This window comes from Labrys sp. HAY1-8F (genome assembly GCF_056754975.1).
The window spans coordinates 2,695,134-2,713,275 of record NZ_JBPGWZ010000002.1; the positions used below are offsets into that span (position 1 = coordinate 2,695,134).

The following is an 18,142-nucleotide window of genomic DNA, read 5'->3' on the forward strand; positions in this document are numbered from 1 at the left end:
TCAGGCCGACCGATAGCGCTCGGCTGCGTGCTCCTGCCGGAAGTTCGGCAGCATGGCGCGGCGGGCGGCATCGAAGGCCTCCCACTGCCCCGCATCCGGCAAGGGCGGAATGGTGACGCTTTCCCGCCTGTCGAAGCCGACCAACGCGGCGTCGACCAGTTCGCCGACGTCCATCACGCCTTCCAGCGTGTTCACATCGCGGCCCGAGCGCTCCCAGATTTCGGTGCGGGTCGCAGCCGGCAGCACGGCCTGGACATAGAGGCCGCGCGGGCCGAGCTCCACCTGCAGGCTCTGCGACAAGGTCAGCACGAAAGCCTTGGTCGCTGCGTAGACACCCAGGCCGAATTCCGGCGCCAGCGCCACCACCGAGGCGATGTTGACGATGGCACCCGTTCCCGCCGCCAGGAACCGGGGCGTCACCGCACCGGCCAGCCGCGTCAGTGCCGTCACGTTGAGACGGATGAGCCTTTCCAGCGCATCCGGATCCTGGTCGGCAAACCCGCCATGGGCGGCCGCGCCGGCGTTGTTGATCAGGATGCCGATCTTGGCGTCCTCGCGCAGCCGCGCCTCGACGCGCGCCAGATCCTCGGCGGCCGTCAGATCCGCCCTGAGGATGTCGACGGCCACGCCGTTCTCCTGGCGAAGGCGGTCGGCAAGCGCGTTCAATCGCGCCTCGTCCCGCGCCACCAGCACGAGGTCGTGGCCGCGCCGGGCGAAGCGTTCGGCATAGGTTGCGCCGATGCCGGTGGAGGCACCGGTGATGAGAACCGTGGGTCGCGTTTGGGTCATGACATCTCTCCGTTCCTATTCATGATGATTATCATATATAATGCATTCATGATAGACATCATGTATAAAGTCAAGCGAGACAGGAGAGCCCGTCATGAAAGTCAGCCGCGAACAGGTCGCTGAGCATCGCCACCGCATTCTGGATGCGGCTGCGCGCCTCTATCGGGAGAAGGGGTTGGACGGCGTGAGCGTTGCGCAAATCATGGCGGCCGCAGGTCTGACGCATGGCGGCTTTTATGGTCACTTCAAGTCGAAGGAGGATCTGATCGCCCAGGCGCTCGCTCATGTGCTGTTTCAACCGGAGGCGGCCAAGCCTCCGGGCCGGACGATGGCCGACTATGCTACGACCTATCTCAGCCGGACGCATCGCGATGCGCGTGCCGAGGGCTGCCCCTTTGCCGCGCTCGGCACAGAAGCTGTGCGTGGATCGCAGGATATCCGTGCCGTGCTGACCCGTTCCTTGCGTGAGCAGATCGAGGATTTCAGCGCGACCGCCCCGGGCGAAACGCCGCAAGAACGGCGTAGCGAGGCGATCGCCGGGTGGGCCGCCATGGTCGGCGCCGTCGTTCTGGCCCGCATCGCCGACGATCCCGCCCTTTCCGACGAGATCCTGGAGACGACGCTTCGACAGGTAGCCGGTTCGTAACGACGCCCGGCTTTCCCTCACCAAGCCGCCGGCGCTCGTCCATGCGGTCCGAACCCTCCTAGCTCAGGCCCAGCCGAACAAGGTGGGTTCCGGCTTTGGCAGGGCACCCTCGATCTCGAGCAGCCGGCGCTTGGTCTCCACGCCGCCATAGGCCGAGAAGCCGCCGAACTTGCCATCGGCCGCCATCACCCGGTGACAGGGCATCACGATGGTGAAGGGGTTCTGCCCCATGGCCTGGCCGACGTCGCGCGCCAACAGGGGATCGCCCAATTGCTTGGCGATCTCGCCATAGGTCATGGTGGAGCCGGGAGGGATGCCCCGCGCCACGGCATAGACCCGGCGATTGAATTCCGGCACTACCGTCATGTCGAGCTCGATGAAGCCGAGATCGGCTGTCTCTCCCGCCAGCAGGGCTTGGATGGCCGCGATGGCCTGGCGAACCAGCGCCGGCGGTTCGGCCTCGATCGCACCCGGCAGGGAGCGCAGCATGCGCGCCCGCAAGCCCGTCGGACTGTGGGATGGCAGTTGCACACTGACCAGGCCCTTATCGCCCCAGGCGAGGGCGCAAGTGCCGATTTCGGTGTCGAACAAGGCAAAATGGGGGGAAGTCATTGCTTCGTCTCCCTGTGATTGAACTTGCCGCGATATCACCGCAAAAAGTCCCGCGCTTCCACCCGATATCTATGGTCGGCAAGTATAGTCCGCCAGCCCGGTGCTGTCCCCTGGAGCAAAGCGTAGGCCGGCAAAAATGCTTCCTTATTCTAACCCACTGATCTCCAAGGCATCTTTGCAATCCCTGGTGGGGTCGGTCAAAGCGCAAGGCATTTTCATCGCATCGCCGGCCGGGTGCTTACTTTACCAAACGGCATCGCCAAACTGGCGTTTGCAAACTCAAACCGCTCCAAACAAGAGCTGGGCGCGAGAAAATCCGTTCATATCCGTTGAAAAAGCAGGATTTCCGTGCGTTTCCGGTGTACATGCGATGGCGATATCGAACCGGTCATGCGATAACGCCATCGGACGAATCATCGAAAGGATAACATCATGCCCGTCAGCACCAGCGATCTTGCCGACCGTATTGCCGCCGCTCATGGCCTGACTAAGACTGCCGCTAAGGCAGCTGTCGAGGACGTTCTGAAAGGGATCACCGAGGCGGCTGTCAAGGGTGAGGAAGTCTCCCTGAACGGCTTCGGTAAGTTCAAGGTGCAGGCCAAGCCCGCACGCGAAGGCCGCAACCCTTCCACCGGCGCCACGATCAAGATCGCCGCTTCCAAGAAGGTGGTCTTCCAGCCTGCCAAGGCGCTCAAGGATGCCGTGAACGGCTGATTTCGCGGGCCGCAAGCCCCGTTTCAAACACGGGACGGTGTCAGCTAGACACCGTCCCGTTTTATTTTGCGCATACTATTTCGATCTCAGGCAGGTGGCATTGCAAGGCCGCAGCCGCGCAGAACGATATCGCCGATGGCGAGCGCGGCCGCCTCGAAATCCTTCTTGGTCAGCCGGCTGACTTCCATGGCATCGCAGGCCAGCACCTCGAAATCGGCGTAGAATTGTGTCGTGCTCCACAGCATGATGAAGAAATGCGGAATGGCGATCGGCGCCATCCTGCCGGCAGCGACCCAGCCTTCGACCACGGCCGCCTTGGCGCGGGTCGCTTGCTGCACGTGGCTGCGGCCGGCCTTGTCGAGAAATTTCGCACCACTGAGAATCTCGTTGGCGAATAGCTTGGACTGGGCGGCGAAGCGGCGTGAATAATCGAGCTTGGCCCGGATATAGGCCATGATGGCTTCGGCCGGATCGCGCCCGGGCTGCAGTTCCTCAAGCGCCGTATCCCAGCTGGCGATCAGCCGGCCGATCAAGGCACGGTAAATATCCTCCTTGGCCGGGAAGTAGTAATAGACGTTCGCCTTGGGCAATCCCGAATGTTCGGCGACCTCGGCGATCCGCGTCCCGTCGAAACCCTTGCGGGCGAACAGGTCGATAGCAGCGGCCAGGATCGCCGCCTCGTTGCGGGCCCGGATGCGTTCCTCGTTGTCCGAGCCATCCTTGCGCGCCTTCTTTGCGCTGGTCGTCGCCACCTTGTCCTCCCGCACTCTCGAGATGCGTCCGTGCTCCGGAAATGCCGGTATCGGAACCCAATGTCAAAACCTGACCGAAACGTCAGATTTTTTCAACTCATAACTTGACGTTTTGGTCAGGTTTTGGCTATCCTTCATGCAACGAGGGGGATGCAGCGGCGATGTCGACATCATTGCGCGAAGTCATGCGGGACGTGCTGGATGGCTGGCAGGCCGATCTGCCGCCCGCCTGGCGCGACATCCTCGGCCCGGTCGAACTGGGCTTCGCCGACATGGATGCCGGCCTGACGCTGGAGCCGTGGGAACCGGTCTTCCCCGTACGCAAGGGGCGCCTCTTTCCCGGGCAACCCAAGGGCGCGCATATGCTGCGCGCCTTCGACGGTCTCGACCCCCAACAGGTGCGCTGCGTGGTGCTCGGCCAGGATCCCTATCCGAGCCCCGACTTTTCGACCGGCCGCGCCTTCGAGGCCGGCAATGTCGCCGAATGGCGCGAGCTGGAAAAGATGTTCTCGGTCTCCATCCGCACGGTGATGCAGATGATCGTCGCCGCCCGCACCGGTGAGGCCAGTTGGACTGGCAGCATGGCCGATTGGCCGCGCCTGCGCTCCGCCATCGAGGCCGGCGCCGTCGCACTCGAGCCGGCCAATGCCGTCGCCGATCGCTGGGTGGCCAGCGGTGCCCTGCTGCTCAACGCCTCGCTAACCCTCAGCCGCTTCCAGGTCTCCATCGATCCGCATCAGAGCCGGGGCCACCTACCGCTGTGGCGGCCGCTGATGCTGGCGGTGCTGCGCCATCTCGCCGGTTCCGGACAGAAAGTGATCTTCCTCGGCTTTGGCGAGGCGGCGGCGCAGACCCTCCGGGCGGCCGGCATCATGGAGGGCGACGACTGCATCCTGCGCGAACATCCGGCCCGGGGCGACGCGGTGCTCGGCCTGCCCAATCCCTTCATTCTCGGCAATGAGCGTCTCAAGGCGCTCGGCGCTGCCCCGATCGACTGGTAAGGCCATGCGTAACGATGCCGAATACGACTATGTGATCATCGGCGCCGGTTCGGCAGGCTGCGTCGTCGCCAATCGCCTGTCCGCGGATCCCGGCAATCGCGTGCTGCTGCTCGAAGCGGGCGGGCGCGACCGCAATCCCCTATTCCGCCTGCCCATGCTGATGGGCAAGCTCTTCAATTCCGGCCTCTACAACTGGAATTACCGCACCGAGCCCGAGCCCCATCTCAACAACCGCACGCTCTATTGGCCGCGCGGCAAGGCGCTTGGCGGCACCTCCACCATCAACGGCATGATCTATGTGCGTGGCAACGCCCATGACTATGACCGCTGGGCGCAGATGGGCCTGCCGGGCTGGTCTTATGACGAGGTTCTTCCCGCTTTTCGTCGCTCCGAAACCCATGTCGAACGCAATGGCAGCTTCCATGGTACCGAGGGCGCCCTCACCGTCTGCCGTGCCCGCGGCCGCAACGGGTTGTTCGATGTCTTCATCGAGGCCGGCGTGCAGGCGGGCTATCCCCGCAATGATGATTTCAACGGGGCCGAACAGGAAGGCTTCGGGCGCTACGATTTCACCATCCGCAAAGGCAAGCGCTGGTCGACTTCCCATGCCTTCCTGCGACCGGTGCTCGACCGGCCCAATCTCACGGTAGAGGTGAACGCGCTCAGCCATCGCATCCTCGTGGAGAACGGGCGCGCTACCGGCGTCCTGTTCACGCAGGGCGGGCGGCCGTGCAGCGTGCGGGCCAGACGGGAAGTGATTTTGTGTGGCGGAGCAGTCAACTCACCGCAATTGCTGATGCTTTCCGGCATCGGCCCAGCTGATGAGCTGGCTAAGCATGGCATCGCCGTACTTAATGATCTGCCGGGCGTGGGCCGCAACTTGCAGGACCATGTCGATTGCTGCCTGAGCTATGAATGCAAGCAGCCGGTGACGCTCTATGGCGATTTGCGCGCCGACAAGCTGATCGCCTCGGTCGCACAGGGCATGGTGCTGGGCACCGGCATCACCACCACCTTTCCCTATGAGGCCGGCGCCTTCATGAAGTCGCGGCCAGACCTGGTGGCGCCCGACATCCAGGCCCATTTCATGCCGGCGCTGGAGAAGACCGCCAATCTCCATTGGCCCAATCCCTTCCGCAAGCAGGCAGTGGAGGCCAATCACGGCTTCACAATCCGCGTCGGCCCGGTCAATCCGGAGAGCCGGGGCACCATCACGCTGCGCTCCGCCGATCCGGCGGCGCCGCCCCGCATCCGAGCCAATTACCTCGCCACCGAATTCGACCGCAAGACCATGATCACCGCCATCCGCATGATGCGTGAGGTCATCGCCCAACCGGCCTTCGATCCCTATCGCGGCAAGGAACTGGCGCCCGGGCCCGGCGCGCTCAGCGACGACGCGTTGCTGGAATGGCTGCGGGCTTCGGCCCTGACCACCCTCCATCCGGTCGGCACCTGCAAGATGGGCAATGATGCCGACGCCGTCGTCGATGCCGAGCTCAGGGTCCATGGCGTCGAGGGCCTGAGGGTCGCGGACGCCTCGATCATGCCGATCATTTCCAGCGGCAACACCAACGCGCCGACCATCATGATCGGCGAACGGGCTGCCGATTTCATCCTCGACGCCAAACCATGACGGAGGCACGGCGGCCATGATCATCGAACAGCGCACCTACAGCTTCAAGCCGGGCCAGCTCGACCGCTGGCTGAAGAAATACGAGACCGAAGGCCTGCCGATCCAGAAGAAGCATCTGGGCACCTTCATGGGCCTATGGGTCAGCGAGATCGGCCCGCTGCACCAGATCGTGATGATGTGGGCCTATCAGGGCCTGGGCGATCGCGAGACACGACGCGCCGCCATGGCCGCGGATCCGGCGTGGACCAAGTTCATCGGCGAGGTCTGGGGCCTGGACGCCATGATCTCGCAGGAGGTCAAGATGCTCAAGCCGACCTCGATCTGCCCGCCCTTGCCGGCGGCCTGACGGCCCGGGGCGCTGAAGCTCCCCGGAGAACAACAAAAATCAACACCATCCAAACCAAAAAAGGGAACTGACAGATGACGAAGACTCCCTCCGTTTCAGGCCCGTTCCGGTATTCGGCATCACGCCGCCAATTCCTCATCGGCACCGCAGGCGTGGCGGCCTTCGGCCTGCTGTCGAACCAAGCCCGGGCCGCCGAAGGCCTGGTGGCACTGGTCCATACCCAGGCGGCGGGCGACAACGGCCCGGTCGACGGCATGATCGCGTCGCTGAAGAAACTGGCCGGCGAAAAGGGCTTTGCCACCCGCATCATCTATGCGCAGGACGCCGCGACCTATGAATCGATCTTCCGCAGCCTCGGCGATGCCGGCGCCAGCGTGGTCGTCTCGACCTTCAACGAGGTCGCCGAACCCTTCAAAGCCGTGGCGCCCGAATATCCCAACACCAAATTCGTGCAGCTCTACGCCGACCCATTCGAGCCCGCGATCCCGAATGTGGTGACGGTGGCCTATGACTATTATCTGGGCTGCTATCTCTCGGGCCTGTTCGGCAGCCGCATCTCCAAGACCGGCGCGATCGGCTATATCGGCGGCGCCAGCATTCCCGGCCAGATCGCCGATCTCAACGCCCTCAAGGCCGCGGCCGCTGTGATCGGCCCCAACATCAAGTTCACCGGGGCCTTCGCCGGCTCGTTCCAGGATCCCGCCAAAGGTCATGAGATCGCCAATCAGTTGTTCCAGTCCGGCGTCGACTATATCCAGACCGACTCAGCCGCCACGGATACCGGCATCATCCAGGCCGCCACCGAAGCGCCCGGCCGCCTGGTCAGCGCCATCTCCCGGGAGCAATACAAGCTCGGCCCCAAGGCGGTGGCCGCCATCGTCAAGCTCGATTTCGGCCTGTCGCTCTATCAGGAAGTCAGCAAGGCGCTGACCGAGGGCTGGAAGGGACATCACGTCGCCACCGGCATCGATACCGGCGTGATCGACTTCGAGCTCTCCGACACCTTCCTCAAGGAAGGCCCGGCCGATCTCGTTGCCAAGGCCAAGGAGATCTGGCCCGACATCGAGAAGGCAAAGAAGGAGATCATCGCCGGAACGCTCAAGGTGCCGCTCAACACCGCGCTCTAGAGCCCCCCTGCCTCCTCCTCCTCGTCGCGCGCCGGCTTGCCTCTGGCGGTGACGAGGCGCAGTGCTCCATCCGACAGGTTGCGGCCCGATGGCCCGCGTATCCGGGAAGACCACCATGCCCCAGCACGCCCTCGAATGCGGCGATGTCAGTGTCCTCTTCGGCGAGGTTGCAGCGCTCAGGCAGGTGAGCCTGGGCTTCGAGGCCGGCCGCATCCATGCCGTCGTCGGGCAGAACGGCGCCGGCAAGACGACCTTTGCCCGGGTCTGCGCCGGCATCGTCAGGCCTTCCTCCGGGCAATTGCTGATCGGGGGACAACCCGTACCGCTCGGCAAGGTCAATGCCGCCCGTGCCGCCGGGGTCGAGCTCGTGCACCAAAGCTTCGCCCTGCCGCCCTCCTTCACCGTCGCCGAGGCCATGGAATTCGGCGCGCAAGGGCGGGGGGCGTTGTTCTCCGCCAAGGCTCTGCGCGCCCGCTGGGCCGCCCATCTCGAAGGCCTCGGTGTGAAGGTCGAGCCACGCGCCCGCATCCGCGACCTGCCGGTGGAGACCCGCCAGGCGGTCGAGATCGCCCGCGCTTTGGTAACCGATGCCCGTATCCTCATCCTGGACGAGCCGACCGCCGTGCTCTCGCCCTCGGGTATCGAGACCCTGTTCGAACGGCTGCGTGGCCTGCGCGAGCGCGGCGTCACCATCATCCTCATCCTGCACAAGATCCGCGAGGTGCTCGGTATCGCCGAGACGGTCAGCGTCCTGCGCGGCGGGCGCCTGATCGAGGCCTGCGTGCCCGTGAGCGAGATCGATGCCACCCGCCTCGCCAACTCGATCATCGGTACCGCCGCCGGCCTCGACAAGGCGGACAAGGCCGCTCTGGTCGGCGAGGGCGTCAGCGCGCCTCCCGCCCACGCCGTGATGCCATCCACCGGCGCCCCCATCCTCGAGATGAAGGCCGTCACCACCCGCCCAGATGGTGAAGGGCGCCCGCTCGAGCGGGCCGATCTCACCATCCGCGCCAGCGAGATCGTCGGCATTGCCGGTGTCGAGGGCAACGGCCAGCAAACCCTGGTCCGTGCCCTCGCCGGGCTTGTCGGCCTGGAGCGTGGTACCATTGCGCTCGATGGGCTAGATGTCACCAGGCGCCCCGTGCTCGAGCGCCGCGCCGCCGGCCTGCGCATCATTCCCTTCGACCGCAACAGCGAGGGGCTGAGCCTGACCAGCTCGCTCTGGGAGAACTGGGCGGCCCGCAACCTGCTGCTGGGACGCATCCTTTCCTTCATTGCTCCCGCGCGGCTGAGGAAGGCCTGCCAGGCCAGCCTGCACGGGTGGGACGTCCGTTTCTCCACCACGACCCAACCGGCCGGCTCGCTCTCGGGAGGCAATGCCCAGAAGGTCATCCTCGCCCGCGAGATCGACGAGACGGCGCGGCTGGTGATCGCGGCCCAGCCCACCCGTGGCCTCGACATCGGCGCTACCGCCTTCGTCTGGCGCGCTCTGAGAGCCTGCCGTGACCAGGGCTGCGGCGTGCTGCTGATCTCTTCGGATCTCGACGAGCTCTTCGACATCGCCGACCGGGTGGTCGTGATGTTCTCCGGCCGCATCGTCGCCGAGTTCACCGCCCCCTTCGAGATAGCGGCGGTGGGACAGGCCATGGTCGGCGACGTCGGCCTGGAGGAAGCCGCATGACCGCCCGCCTCCTTTCCATCCTGCGCGCCGTCAGTTTCGTCGCTTTGGCACTGGGCTTGTGCGGCATCGTGTTCGAATTTGCCGGCTACTCGGCTCCGGAGATGTTCCGCAGCATCGCCGACGGCGCCTTCACCTCACCCAATGCGCTGATGAAGAGTCTGCGCTGGGCCCTGCCGCTGGTGATCACCGCCGCCGGCGTGCTGGTCTGCTTTCGCTGCGGCTATTTCAACGTCGGCGCGCAGGGCCAGTTCTACCTCGGCGCCATCGGAGCTGCGACCGCCGTCGAATTGCTCAACGGGGCACCCGCATTGGTGGTGGTGCCATCGGCCATGCTGGCCGGCATGCTGGCGGGCGCCCTGTGGGCGGCCTGGCCCGGCTTCCTCAGGCTGCGCTACGGCACCGATGAGGTGATCACCACGCTGATGGGCAATTTCATGGCCGGCCTGCTCCTAGTCTATGTCACCTCCGGCCCGCTGAAGGATCCCTCCGGCACCGGACAGGTCACGGCAAGCCGGCCCGTCGCCTCCGCCTACCGCATCGCCACCTCGGTCGGCGTCTCGCCCACCATGATCGCGCTGTCCGTGCTGGTTCTGGTGCTGGTCTGGCTCCTGGTGAACCGCACCGCTTATGGCGTGCTCTCCAGCCTCGCCGGCCGCAATGCGGTGATGATCGCGTGGCAGGGCGCCCGGCTCTCCCGCCTTGGGCTGTCGGCCTTCCTGATCAGCGGCGCGCTGGCAGGCCTCGCCGGCTCGATCGAGCTGCTCGGTCCCAATGGCCGCCTGGTCAGCGGCTTCCTGCCCGGCCATGGCTTCACCGCGATCCTGATCGCCCTCGTCGCGGGGCTCTCCGTGGCCGGCGCGGCCATCGTCTCGCTATTCTTCGGCGGCCTTGCCGCCGCCAGCCTCTATCTGCCGGTGATCGCCGGCCTGCCGGCCGCCGCCATCGACGTGATCAACGCCGCCATCGCCCTGTTCATCACGGCGCGTACCTGGCTGCTACCCGGCTTCATCAAGCGGCGCCTGCCGGCGCGGAGGACCCAGCCATGAGCGACATCCTCATTGCCATCCTGCGCTCGGGCACACCGCTGATCTATGTGGCCATGGCAGGCATGCTGGCCCAGCGGGCCGGCATCTGGAATCTCGGCCTGGAAGGGCTGATGATCGCGGGCGCCTGCGCCGCTGCCGTCGGCACCGCCAAATCCGGCTCGGTCGCCTTCGGCCTCGGCCTTGCGATCGTGGTCTGCGTGCTCGGCTCGATGCTGCTGTGGTTCGTGGTCGAGAAGCTGCGCGCCCATCCCATCATCGCCGGCCTCGGCCTCACCGGCCTCGGGCTCGGCGGCACGGATCTCGCCGTCCAGGCCATCTATGGCAGCCAGGCCTCGGTGATGGCCGGCCGGGGACTGCCCCGGCTCGGCGAGGCCTTCGGCCCCTTCGGGGTGCTCTCCGTGCTGGTGATCGCCATGCCCTTCGTGGTGCTGGCGCTCTGGGTCATCGTGCGGCGCACCCGCTTCGGCCTGCAATTGACGGCCTGCGGCGAACATCCCTTCGCCGCCCGCAGCGTGGGCGTGGCGCCGGCCCGCATGCGCCTGATCGCCCTGATGGGCGGCGGCGTGCTCTGCGCCCTCGGTGGTGCCGAACTGGCGCTCGGCACGCTCCAGCTCTTCAGCATCAACATGACGGCCGGCCGCGGCTTCATGGGCTTTGCCTCGGTGATCTTCGGCGGCGGACATCCCATCGGCTCGGCCCTGGCCGCGCTGTTCTTTTCCGTCGTCGATGCCCTCGGCATCCGGGCCCAGCTCGTCTTCGGCGACAAGGTGCCGCGCGATCTCCTGCTCGCACTGCCCTATCTGGCCACCGTGCTGGGCGTGTGGATCAGCGGGCAGCTGCGCGGCGGCGTCAAGGCAGCCGCGACCGGCGGCGAATTACGGGATTACTGACAATGACGGCCTTTGCCCAACGCCACGCGATCAGCGATGTCTGCATCCTCACCGCGGACATCGAACGCTCGATCGCCTTCTACACCGACAGGCTCGGCTTCACCCTGAAGCACCGCGCTCCCGGTTTCGCCGATTTCAACGGCGCCGGGCTGACACTGGCCCTATGGGACATCGGCCATATCAGCCATCATGCCGGCCTGTCGGCCGAGCGCGGTTCGGGCCATCACAATGTGCTGATCGCCGTGCTGATGTCCTCGCCGGCCGAACTGGATGCCTGCCACGCCGAGCTCGCCGCCAAGGGCGTGGCCTTCGAAAGACCCCCAGCCGATTATGCCTGGAATGCGCGCTGCTGCTATTTCGCCGGCCCGGATGGAGAGGTCTGGGAGCTCTATGCCTGGCTCGACGGCGGTGCGCCAGGGAAACTGGCATGAGCAGAATCCTGATCCGCAACGCCACCATCCTTGCCATGGGCGGCGAGCATGGCAGCACGCCCTTCGGGGGCGATATCCTGGTCGAGGGCAATTGCATCGCCGCCATCGGCCCTGATCTCGGCGACCACCCCGGCGCGAGGCTGATCGACGGGCGCGGCCGGCTGGTGATGCCGGGCCTCGTCAACGCCCACACCCATTCCGGCGAAACCTTTTTCCGGGGGCGCTATGAGTGCCTGCCGCTGGAATTATGGCTGCTCTATGCCTATCCGCTGCTGATGGGCCCGCTGCTGCCGCCGCGCCTGCTCTATCTGCGCACGCTGCTGCTCGCGATGGAATCGCTGAAGGGCGGCGTCACCCTGCTGTGCGACGATTTCTTCGACCCGCCCCGTCACGATCTCGACCGGCTCGGCACCGTGTTCCGTGCCTATGAGGATGCCGGCATCCGCGCCAATGTCTCCAGCGCGGTGATGAACATCCATCCGCTGGATGCCGTCGCCTATGGCCGGCAGACCATGCCGGCCGACCTGCAGGCGAAACTCGATTTCGGCCCGCCGATCACCGCTGCCGCCTATGTCGACTATTGCCGCTCCGCCCTGGCGGCCTTCCAGGACAGGGCCGGACGGCTGCGCTTCATGATCGCTCCCTCCGCGCCCCAGCGCTGCACGCCCGAGCTGATGCTGGCCTGTAACGAGCTGGCCCAGCAATGGCGCGTGCCCTTCCATACCCACATCCTGGAAACCAAGACCCAGGCGGTGACCGGCGAACTCCTGCATGGCAAGAGCCTGATCCGCTACCTGCACGATCTCGGCCTGCTCCATTCCGGCATCACCATTGCCCATTCGGTCTGGGTCGACGAGAACGATATCGCCCTGATGGGCGCGGCGGGCTGCTCGGTGGCTCACAATGCCGTCTCCAATCTGAAGCTCGGTGCCGGCATCGCGCCGCTCCGCCGCCTCATCGATGCCGGCGTCACCATCGGCCTTGGCACGGACGGCGTCTCATCGAACGACAGCGCGCGCATCTTCGACGTCATGCGTACGGCGGCCCTGGTACAAAGTGCCACCGGCCCCGATCATGAACGCTGGGTCTCCGCCCGGGAAATCCTCAACGCCGCCACGCTGGGCGGCGCGCGTACGGCCCTTCTGGGAGAGCTCACCGGCTCCCTCGAAGTCGGCAAGCGCGCCGACCTGATCATGCTTCGGCTCGACAGCCTCGCCTTCACGCCGCTCAACGACATCGTCAGGCAGCTCGTCTATGCCGAGAACGGCGCTTCGATCGAACGCGTGATGGTCGAGGGCGAGATCGTGGTGGAACAGGGCCTGTTGACCCGTATCGACGAGGAAGCCGTCCTGGCCGAGATCCGCGAGGCCATGCCGGCTTTCCTGGCTGGTCATGCCGAGATCGAAGCCCGCAACGCCATCTTCCATCCCTATTTCGAGCAGATGCATCAGCGCGCCACGGCCCTGGATGTCGGCATGGACAGATATGCCGGTTCTCGCGGCTGACCAGCGGAAAAATGCTCTATGCGGCGGCCGGGCCTGACCGCCGCCCCGTCTCGACCAGGCCGGCCCAGCGCCCCGGCGTCACCCCATAGGCCTTCTTGAAATGGCGGGTGAGGTGGCTCTGATCGGCAAAACCGGTGGCGGCGGCGACCTCGGCGAGGGTTTCGCCGGCCGCTATCAAGGCGCGGGCCTGCCCCAGGCGCCGCATCAGCAGGAAGCGGTGCGGACTGGTGGCGAAAGCCGCCCGGAAATGCCGTGACAGGGCGTAGCGATCGAGCCCCGCGATCTCCTCCAGTTCCTCCGACCGCACGGCCTGGAGGGCATGGGCCTCGAGATAGTCGCGCACCCGGTCGACCTGCCGCCAGGCCAGGCTGCCGAGAGGCTTGAGCGGTTGGCCGGCGTGGCGCGCCAGCCCCTGTGCCAGGCGGGCAATGAGATCGTCAGCGGCAAGCTGTTCCAGCCCGCGGTCGAGCGGGCCGAGCAAGCCGAGAATATCCTCGCGCAGCGCCGGATCGCTGAACACCGGCTGGCGCAGGAAGGGTAGCGACACCGCGCCGTCGCCGAGCCCCCGCATCAGGAGCGAGGGTTCCAGATAAAGGATGCGGTAATGCAATCCCTCTTCGGTGCCGGCGCCGCCATCATGCAGCTCATCGGGATGCAGCACCAGGACCTGTCCCGGCAGGCTGGCGCGCGATACGCCGCGGTAACGGAAGCTCTGGACGCCGTCGAGGGTGACGCCGACGGCATAGGTATCGTGGCGATGCAGCTCGAAGGCATTGCCGTGGAACCAGGCTTCCATGCGCTCGATACCGGGCAGCGGCGGCGCGGTGCGGACGCTGTCGCCGCACGAACGTTCAAGACCCTGGAAGGCCTGCTGCCCTAGGGCTGACGGCGTGGTTCCGGCTAGGGGCTCGGCCTCCGGAGATTCTGACTCGAAAGTCGTCATTCATGTTCGATACCAAGTTTGCCATCGTGTTGCGAGACGATCTTGCCTCCTGGCAGGCACTCAACGTCACTGCCTTCCTCACCAGCGGCATCATCGCCCAGACACCCGACATGATCGGCGAGCCCTATCGTGATCGCGCCGGGCGCTTCTACAATGCCCTGTCGGTACAGCCGGCGATCGTACTGGCGGCCGATGCGGAAACGATGAGCGCAATCCACCGCCGCTCGCTCGACCGGGGCATCAAGACCTCGCTCTATATCGAGGAGATGTTCAAGACTGGTCACGATGCCGCCAATCGCGCCGTCTTCGCCGATTACGCCGTCGACGATGCCAAGGTGGTCGGGATCGCGCTCCGGGCGGACAAGAAGGTCGTCGACAAGATCGTCAAGGGCGCGAAAATGCACCCCTGAGACTGGCAGGTCGGGATCGATAGGTCGGGATCGATAGGCCGAGCCCGACGAGGCAGGAAACGTTCAAGCCTTCACATTCGCCACCGAACCGCCGGTCACCCGCACGAGGTCGGCCGGCGTGGTGCGGAAGGCATGGGTCGGCGACCCCGCCGCTGCCCAGACAGGATCGAGGGCAAGCAGGTCCTCGTCGATCAAAATGAGGGCCGGCGCGAGATGCCCGACCGGCGCCACGCCGCCCACCGCAAAGCCGGTGGTGGCTTCGACCCAGGCCGGATCGGCCCGCTCGACCTTGCGGCCGAGGGCGGCGCCGACCTTGGCGCGGTCGATGCGGTTGATGCCTGACGCGACCACCAGGATCGGCATCTCGCCCGAGCGGAAGATGATCGACTTGGCAATCTGCGCCACGCTGCAGCCCACGGAAGCGGCAGCCTCCGCCGCGGTATGGGTGCCCTCGGCGAACATCGCGATAGTGTCGGGATGCCCGGCCTGCAGCAGGGCCTGGCGGACCCGGTCAATGGCTTGCGTCATGAAATCGTCCTCATCCGAAAGCCGGGAAGGTTAGGGCAGGCCGGCGAGGGTGCCAAGCGAAGCATGGTTGTCCTGGGATCGCAGGCGTCTCGCCTGCTTTTGGAAGCGCCGCGCTTAGGAAAGACAGAGGCAGGCGAGACGCGTGCGATCCCAGGGATACCCCATCAGGACAGCGCGTAGCAAAAGCGCGGAATCAGGCCGTTCTCGCGGGCCTCGCGTTCCAGCCCCTCGCGAAAATCGGGATGGGCGAGGCCGATCAGGGCCTTGGCCCGCTCGGCCACCGAACGCCCCTTCAGATTGACCATGCCATATTCGGTGACGACATACATCACGTCCGTCCGCGGCGTGGTGACCACATTGCCCGGCGTCAGATTGAGCACGATGCGGCTGCGGCGATCGCCACGCTTGTCGAAGGTCGAGGACATGCACAGGAACGACTTGCCGCCCTTGGAGGCATAGGCACCGCGCACGAATTGGAGCTGGCCGCCAGTGCCCGAGATATGGCGATGGCCATCGCTCTCGGAGGCAGCCTGGCCCTGCAGATCCATCTGCGTGGTATTGTTGATCGACACCACATGGTCGTTCTGCGCGATATTGTGCGGCAAATTGGTGTAGTCGACCGGGTAGGATTTGAAATCGGGGTTGCGGTCGATCGCTTCATATTGGCGGCGCGAACCAGCCGCGAAGGTGAAGGCCGAGCAGCCCCGGTCGATATTCTTGCGCGCACCGGTCACCAGGCCGGCGTCATAGAGCGAGACGATGCCGTCAGTCATCATCTCGGTATGGATGCCGAGATCATGGATGCCGCTGTCCTTGAGGATGGTGCAGACGGCGTTGGGCATGCCGCCGATGCCGATCTGCAGGCAGGCGCCGTCGTCGATCTCCGCGACGATGCGGGCTGCGACTGCCCGGTCGATCTCGCTCGGCTCGGGATTACCGATCTCCGGTGCCTTCTGGCCGTCACCCTCGATGATGTGGTCGACTGCGCTGACATGGATGCGGTTGCCCTCGCCAAAGACATAGGGCGTATCCTCGTTGACCTCGACGACAACGGTACGGGCCCGTTCGAGGATGGCCTCGACATAGGTAGCGCCGCCGCCGAAGTTGAAATAGCCCTCCGCATCCATCGGTGCCGTCTTGATCACGACAATGTCCACGGGATCGATGAAGCGGCGATAGAAGTCCGGCGCCTCGCCGAAATTCATCGGAATGTAGTTACAGCGTCCGGCATCGTGCTGCTTGCGGTCATAGCCGGAGAAGTGCCAGTTGAACCAGCCGAAATGCTCGCCATTGGGATCGCATTCCTGGGTGGCGCGCGCCCGCATGGTGAGGCAGTGGCGGATCTTGACGTCATGGAGTTCGTCGCGCCGGGCGGCGAGGGCCACCTCGAAGGCATCTGGCTGGGTCAGCCCGAATCCATAGTCGAGCCACATGCCCGGCTTGACCCGCGCCGCCGCCTCGGCCGCCGTGATCTTGGTCGCCTGCTTTCCCCGAAGGCCAATGGTCATGGCGCTTCCTCCCAATCGTGACGGCGCTTTGCGCCCTTTGCGTCAGCTTCCCTGACGACCATAGCGCTGTCAACCAAAGGGGAGGGACGGACATGGCTTTCCGGAAGCCGGAGCATCCCGTCCGCAGACGCGGTGCGCCGATCTCCTTAGCACCATCGGGTGATGAAGCGGATCGGCATCTTCCTTGAGCAAAATGCGGTGTTTCCAAAGATGCCGATCTGGAGATCGACACACCGGACACACGCCGCCGACGAAAGGCCATTGCGTCCGTCCGCAATCTCATCTATATCCCATTTGAAATGAATATCACATAGTGAAATTTATTTCAAAATTAATCGAAAACACCGGGAAACAAGCCCGGCAAACACCATCGGGAGGTGAGGATGCCCATCAGGAAATGGCTCATCGGACTGGCTGCGAGCGCGGCCTTTGTCTCCGGCGCGAGCGCGCAGGCAGACAGCAAGTTCCGCTGCAAGGAAGGCGAGACCTATGTGATGAACGTCATGGTCTCGGGTGTGGAATATTGGTTCCCGGTCTATGAGGCCTTCAAGCAGGCCGCCCAGTCGATGGGTTGCAAGACGGCCTATACCGGCACGCCGGAATATGACGTCACCAAGCAGATCGCGAGCTTCGACCAGGCCCTGGCCAAGAAACCGGCAGGCATCCTCGTCCACCCGATGAATTCGGATCCCTTCATCGAGCCGATCAATCGCGCCGTCGACTCCGGCGTTTCGGTGGTGACCTTTGCGGCCAACTCGCCCAATTCCAAGCGCGCTTCCTATGTCACCTCCGACAATAACCGGGAAGGGAGCGCCGCCGCCGACATGGTCGCCAAGGCGCTCGACGGCAAGGGCGACTATGCCGTCTTGGAAAACCCCGGACAGGACAATCACGACAAGCGTGTCGCCGCCTTCATCGCCCGCATGGGCGAGAAATATCCCGGCATGAAGCTGGTCGGCCGGACCGCCACCAACCAGGATCCGAACAAGGCCTATCAGGCGGTGCAGTCCCTCGCCCAGGCCAATCCCAATCTCGCCGCTTTGTTCATGCCCGAGGCCAATTCGGCCCTGGGGGCAGCCCAGGCCTCCCAGGAGCTCGGCGGCAAGATCAAGGTGATGACCGCCGACGTGAACGGCAAGATCCTCGACATGATCAAGGCCGGACAAGTCTTCGGCTCTGTCAATCCCAATCAGGGCATCCAGGGCTATATGGGCTTCATGCTCCTGTTCATGGCCCAGCACCCCGATCTGATCGACCCCATGAACGACTGGAAGCGCGCCGGCTATAACCCGATGGGTGTCCCCTTCGTCGACAATGGCTTTGCCGTCGTCTCCAAGGACAATGCCGACGACTTCTATTGGGACGCCTATCTCAAGCGCCGCGGCACCAAGGGCATCGAGGAGTGAGGCAGCACGCCTGCCTCTTCCCGCAGCTCCACTATTCGAGGCTCGTTCAAGAATAGCCTCGGTGCCGCCCCGATGGGGCTCCCTACCTGGCAATCTCGCAAGCTTTGCTTGCGAGAGGGATCCAGAGGTCGATGTGCTGACTGACCTCTGGATCCCATTCCATCTCCTACGTCC

Annotated in this window: 19 protein-coding genes; 13 read left to right on the plus strand and 6 right to left on the minus strand. The window is 65.0% G+C overall.

The window, feature by feature from the left end; genetic code table 11:
- On the minus strand, nt 1-789 hold the full coding sequence (locus tag ACR9ZN_RS21580) for an SDR family NAD(P)-dependent oxidoreductase (protein WP_441771051.1): 789 nt from the start codon (nt 787-789) through the stop codon (nt 1-3).
- A 94-nt stretch (nt 790-883) separates the two neighbouring features.
- On the opposite strand from ACR9ZN_RS21580, the gene ACR9ZN_RS21585 reads away from it, so the two are divergent.
- Nucleotides 884-1,435 (plus strand): TetR/AcrR family transcriptional regulator, encoded by a 552-nt coding sequence (locus ACR9ZN_RS21585; RefSeq protein ID WP_454816484.1) that lies wholly within the window; start codon nt 884-886, stop codon nt 1,433-1,435.
- A gap of 63 nt (nt 1,436-1,498) precedes the next feature.
- On the opposite strand, the gene ACR9ZN_RS21590 is transcribed toward ACR9ZN_RS21585, so the two are convergent.
- The gene (locus ACR9ZN_RS21590; RefSeq protein WP_481273144.1) at nt 1,499-2,047 is read right to left on the minus strand and encodes a methylated-DNA--[protein]-cysteine S-methyltransferase; all 549 of its coding nucleotides are present in this window, start codon (nt 2,045-2,047) and stop codon (nt 1,499-1,501) included.
- 432 nt (nt 2,048-2,479) lie between these two features.
- On the opposite strand from ACR9ZN_RS21590, the gene ACR9ZN_RS21595 reads away from it, so the two are divergent.
- Nucleotides 2,480-2,761, plus strand: a complete 282-nt coding sequence (locus ACR9ZN_RS21595; protein WP_068297566.1) for an HU family DNA-binding protein — start codon at nt 2,480-2,482, stop codon at nt 2,759-2,761.
- A gap of 86 nt (nt 2,762-2,847) precedes the next feature.
- Here the strand turns inward: ACR9ZN_RS21595 and ACR9ZN_RS21600 are convergent, their stop codons facing one another.
- A complete protein-coding gene (locus ACR9ZN_RS21600; RefSeq protein WP_454816488.1) occupies nt 2,848-3,513 on the minus strand; it encodes a TetR family transcriptional regulator C-terminal domain-containing protein in 666 nt (221 codons plus the stop codon).
- Nucleotides 3,514-3,674: 161 nt separating this feature from the next.
- Here ACR9ZN_RS21600 and ACR9ZN_RS21605 point away from each other — a divergent pair, with 161 nt between their 5' ends.
- From ACR9ZN_RS21605 to ACR9ZN_RS21645, 9 genes are all read left to right on the plus strand, one after another.
- Nucleotides 3,675-4,514: a uracil-DNA glycosylase family protein gene (locus ACR9ZN_RS21605; RefSeq protein WP_454816490.1), complete on the plus strand. Its 840-nt coding sequence runs from the start codon at nt 3,675-3,677 to the stop codon at nt 4,512-4,514.
- A 4-nt stretch (nt 4,515-4,518) separates the two neighbouring features.
- Nucleotides 4,519-6,147 (plus strand): GMC family oxidoreductase, encoded by a 1,629-nt coding sequence (locus tag ACR9ZN_RS21610; RefSeq protein WP_481273145.1) that lies wholly within the window; start codon nt 4,519-4,521, stop codon nt 6,145-6,147.
- 16 nt (nt 6,148-6,163) lie between these two features.
- Nucleotides 6,164-6,493 (plus strand): NIPSNAP family protein, encoded by a 330-nt coding sequence (locus tag ACR9ZN_RS21615; RefSeq protein WP_311937788.1) that lies wholly within the window; start codon nt 6,164-6,166, stop codon nt 6,491-6,493.
- 74 nt (nt 6,494-6,567) lie between these two features.
- Nucleotides 6,568-7,620, plus strand: coding sequence for a BMP family ABC transporter substrate-binding protein (locus ACR9ZN_RS21620; RefSeq protein WP_481273146.1), 1,053 nt, complete (start codon nt 6,568-6,570; stop codon nt 7,618-7,620).
- Between the two features lie 115 nt (nt 7,621-7,735).
- Nucleotides 7,736-9,301: an ABC transporter ATP-binding protein gene (locus ACR9ZN_RS21625; protein ID WP_481273147.1), complete on the plus strand. Its 1,566-nt coding sequence runs from the start codon at nt 7,736-7,738 to the stop codon at nt 9,299-9,301.
- On the plus strand, nt 9,298-10,347 hold the full coding sequence (locus ACR9ZN_RS21630) for an ABC transporter permease (RefSeq protein ID WP_454816498.1): 1,050 nt from the start codon (nt 9,298-9,300) through the stop codon (nt 10,345-10,347). The genes ACR9ZN_RS21625 and ACR9ZN_RS21630 overlap by 4 nt, the downstream gene beginning before the upstream one ends.
- Nucleotides 10,344-11,237, plus strand: a complete 894-nt coding sequence (locus ACR9ZN_RS21635) for an ABC transporter permease (RefSeq protein WP_434958495.1) — start codon at nt 10,344-10,346, stop codon at nt 11,235-11,237. Before ACR9ZN_RS21630 ends, ACR9ZN_RS21635 begins: the two co-directional genes overlap by 4 nt.
- Before the next feature lie 2 nt (nt 11,238-11,239).
- A complete protein-coding gene (locus ACR9ZN_RS21640; protein ID WP_434958496.1) occupies nt 11,240-11,668 on the plus strand; it encodes a VOC family protein in 429 nt (142 codons plus the stop codon).
- On the plus strand, nt 11,665-13,173 hold the full coding sequence (locus tag ACR9ZN_RS21645; protein WP_481273148.1) for an amidohydrolase family protein: 1,509 nt from the start codon (nt 11,665-11,667) through the stop codon (nt 13,171-13,173). The genes ACR9ZN_RS21640 and ACR9ZN_RS21645 overlap by 4 nt, the downstream gene beginning before the upstream one ends.
- A 16-nt stretch (nt 13,174-13,189) precedes the next feature.
- Here the strand turns inward: ACR9ZN_RS21645 and ACR9ZN_RS21650 are convergent, their stop codons facing one another.
- Entirely contained in the window at nt 13,190-14,116 is a 927-nt protein-coding gene (locus ACR9ZN_RS21650) for a helix-turn-helix domain-containing protein (RefSeq protein WP_454816505.1), read from the minus strand.
- A 2-nt stretch (nt 14,117-14,118) separates the two neighbouring features.
- On the opposite strand from ACR9ZN_RS21650, the gene ACR9ZN_RS21655 reads away from it, so the two are divergent.
- A complete protein-coding gene (locus tag ACR9ZN_RS21655) occupies nt 14,119-14,526 on the plus strand; it encodes a DUF2000 family protein (RefSeq protein WP_454816507.1) in 408 nt (135 codons plus the stop codon).
- 63 nt (nt 14,527-14,589) lie between these two features.
- Here ACR9ZN_RS21655 and ACR9ZN_RS21660 read toward each other — a convergent pair whose 3' ends face one another.
- Both ACR9ZN_RS21660 and ACR9ZN_RS21665 read right to left on the minus strand, forming a co-directional pair.
- Nucleotides 14,590-15,054, minus strand: coding sequence for a YbaK/EbsC family protein (locus ACR9ZN_RS21660; protein WP_454816509.1), 465 nt, complete (start codon nt 15,052-15,054; stop codon nt 14,590-14,592).
- Nucleotides 15,055-15,218: 164 nt separating this feature from the next.
- Complete coding sequence (locus tag ACR9ZN_RS21665; protein ID WP_441771038.1) at nt 15,219-16,562, minus strand: acetyl-CoA hydrolase/transferase family protein; 1,344 nt, start codon at nt 16,560-16,562, stop codon at nt 15,219-15,221.
- Nucleotides 16,563-17,056: 494 nt separating this feature from the next.
- Between ACR9ZN_RS21665 and ACR9ZN_RS21670 the strand changes: the two genes are divergently transcribed.
- Nucleotides 17,057-17,968, plus strand: a complete 912-nt coding sequence (locus tag ACR9ZN_RS21670) for a substrate-binding domain-containing protein (protein ID WP_481274380.1) — start codon at nt 17,057-17,059, stop codon at nt 17,966-17,968.
- The last annotated feature ends 174 nt before the right edge of the window (nt 17,969-18,142 follow it).

Coding starts and splice junctions, on each gene's coding strand:
- ACR9ZN_RS21580 (WP_441771051.1), bottom strand. CDS start 789: ATGACCCAAACGCGACCCACGGTTCTCATCACCGGTGCCTCCACCGGC.
- ACR9ZN_RS21585 (WP_454816484.1), top strand. CDS start 884: ATGAAAGTCAGCCGCGAACAGGTCGCTGAGCATCGCCACCGCATTCTG.
- ACR9ZN_RS21590 (WP_481273144.1), bottom strand. CDS start 2,047: ATGACTTCCCCCCATTTTGCCTTGTTCGACACCGAAATCGGCACTTGC.
- ACR9ZN_RS21595 (WP_068297566.1), top strand. CDS start 2,480: ATGCCCGTCAGCACCAGCGATCTTGCCGACCGTATTGCCGCCGCTCAT.
- ACR9ZN_RS21605 (WP_454816490.1), top strand. CDS start 3,675: ATGTCGACATCATTGCGCGAAGTCATGCGGGACGTGCTGGATGGCTGG.
- ACR9ZN_RS21610 (WP_481273145.1), top strand. CDS start 4,519: ATGCGTAACGATGCCGAATACGACTATGTGATCATCGGCGCCGGTTCG.
- ACR9ZN_RS21615 (WP_311937788.1), top strand. CDS start 6,164: ATGATCATCGAACAGCGCACCTACAGCTTCAAGCCGGGCCAGCTCGAC.
- ACR9ZN_RS21620 (WP_481273146.1), top strand. CDS start 6,568: ATGACGAAGACTCCCTCCGTTTCAGGCCCGTTCCGGTATTCGGCATCA.
- ACR9ZN_RS21625 (WP_481273147.1), top strand. CDS start 7,736: ATGCCCCAGCACGCCCTCGAATGCGGCGATGTCAGTGTCCTCTTCGGC.
- ACR9ZN_RS21630 (WP_454816498.1), top strand. CDS start 9,298: ATGACCGCCCGCCTCCTTTCCATCCTGCGCGCCGTCAGTTTCGTCGCT.
- ACR9ZN_RS21635 (WP_434958495.1), top strand. CDS start 10,344: ATGAGCGACATCCTCATTGCCATCCTGCGCTCGGGCACACCGCTGATC.
- ACR9ZN_RS21640 (WP_434958496.1), top strand. CDS start 11,240: ATGACGGCCTTTGCCCAACGCCACGCGATCAGCGATGTCTGCATCCTC.
- ACR9ZN_RS21645 (WP_481273148.1), top strand. CDS start 11,665: ATGAGCAGAATCCTGATCCGCAACGCCACCATCCTTGCCATGGGCGGC.
- ACR9ZN_RS21650 (WP_454816505.1), bottom strand. CDS start 14,116: ATGACGACTTTCGAGTCAGAATCTCCGGAGGCCGAGCCCCTAGCCGGA.
- ACR9ZN_RS21655 (WP_454816507.1), top strand. CDS start 14,119: ATGTTCGATACCAAGTTTGCCATCGTGTTGCGAGACGATCTTGCCTCC.
- ACR9ZN_RS21660 (WP_454816509.1), bottom strand. CDS start 15,054: ATGACGCAAGCCATTGACCGGGTCCGCCAGGCCCTGCTGCAGGCCGGG.
- ACR9ZN_RS21665 (WP_441771038.1), bottom strand. CDS start 16,562: ATGACCATTGGCCTTCGGGGAAAGCAGGCGACCAAGATCACGGCGGCC.
- ACR9ZN_RS21670 (WP_481274380.1), top strand. CDS start 17,057: ATGAACGTCATGGTCTCGGGTGTGGAATATTGGTTCCCGGTCTATGAG.